Source organism: Halorubrum yunnanense, from assembly GCF_026586675.1.
In the GTDB taxonomy this organism is placed as follows: domain Archaea; phylum Halobacteriota; class Halobacteria; order Halobacteriales; family Haloferacaceae; genus Halorubrum; species Halorubrum yunnanense.
Window position 1 is genome coordinate 1 of the sequence record NZ_JAODIX010000112.1, and the last position, 1,400, is coordinate 1,400.

The following is a 1,400-nucleotide window of genomic DNA, read 5'->3' on the forward strand; positions in this document are numbered from 1 at the left end:
TGAGGTTAATAATGGACACCACAGTCCACCTGGAATGAGGACTGTGCCAAACGCTCCGGCGCCGAAGGATGTGGCTGCGGCCGATTAGGTAGACGGTGGGGTAACGGCCCACCGTGCCAATAATCGGTACGGGTCATGAGAGTGAGAACCCGGAGACGGAATCTGAGACAAGATTCCGGGCCCTACGGGGCGCAGCAGGCGCGAAACCTTTACACTGCACGACAGTGCGATAAGGGAATCCCAAGTGCGCAGGCATAGAGCCTGCGCTTTTGTCCACCGTAGGGAAGTGGACGAATAAGGGCTGGGCAAGACCGGTGCCAGCCGCCGCGGTAATACCGGCAGCCCGAGTGATGGCCGATCTTATTGGGCCTAAAGCGTCCGTAGCTGGCCACGCAAGTCCATCGGAAAATCCACCCGCTCAACGGGTGGGCGTCCGGTGGAAACTGCGTGGCTTGGGACCGGAAGGCGCGACGGGTACGTCCGGGGTAGGAGTGAAATCCCGTAATCCTGGACGGACCGCCGATGGCGAAAGCACGTCGCGAAAACGGATCCGACAGTGAGGGACGAAAGCTAGGGTCTCGAACCGGATTAGATACCCGGGTAGTCCTAGCCGTAAACAATGCCTGCTAGGTGTGGCTCCCACTACGAGTGGGTGCTGTGCCGTAGGGAAGCCGCTAAGCAGGCCGCCTGGGAAGTACGTCCGCAAGGATGAAACTTAAAGGAATTGGCGGGGGAGCACTACAACCGGAGGAGCCTGCGGTTTAATTGGACTCAACGCCGGACATCTCACCAGCATCGACTGTAATAATGACGATCAGGTTGATGACCTTATCCGAGTTTCAGAGAGGAGGTGCATGGCCGCCGTCAGCTCGTACCGTGAGGCGTCCTGTTAAGTCAGGCAACGAGCGAGACCCGCATCCTTACTTGCCAGCAGCACTGCGAAGTGGCTGGGGACAGTAGGGAGACCGCCGTGGCCAACACGGAGGAAGGAACGGGCAACGGTAGGTCAGTATGCCCCGAATGTGCTGGGCTACACGCGGGCTACAATGGTCGAGACAAAGGGTTCCTACTCCGAAAGGAGACGGTAATCTCAGAAACTCGATCGTAGTTCGGATTGTGGGCTGCAACTTGCCCACATGAAGCTGGATTCGGTAGTAATCGCGTGTCATAAGCGCGCGGTGAATACGTCCCTGCTCCTTGCACACACCGCCCGTCAAAGCACCCGAGTGAGGTCCGGATGAGGCTCGTTTCACGAGTCGAATCTGGGCTTCGCAAGGGGGCTTAAGTCGTAACAAGGTAGCCGTAGGGGAATCTGCGGCTGGATCACCTCCACAGACCCGAGACTCCCGCTCCGCGGGAGCTCACCTTTCGACCGTTCACACGAACGGTCACCACTCATG

Annotated in this window: 1 rRNA gene; it reads left to right on the plus strand. The window is 58.6% G+C overall.

Going from position 1 to position 1,400, the window contains the following annotated elements:
- Positions 1-1,332: ribosomal RNA gene (locus N5096_RS16120) — 16S ribosomal RNA — on the plus strand; the annotation flags it as partial.
- Between the last annotated feature and the right edge of the window lie 68 nt (positions 1,333-1,400).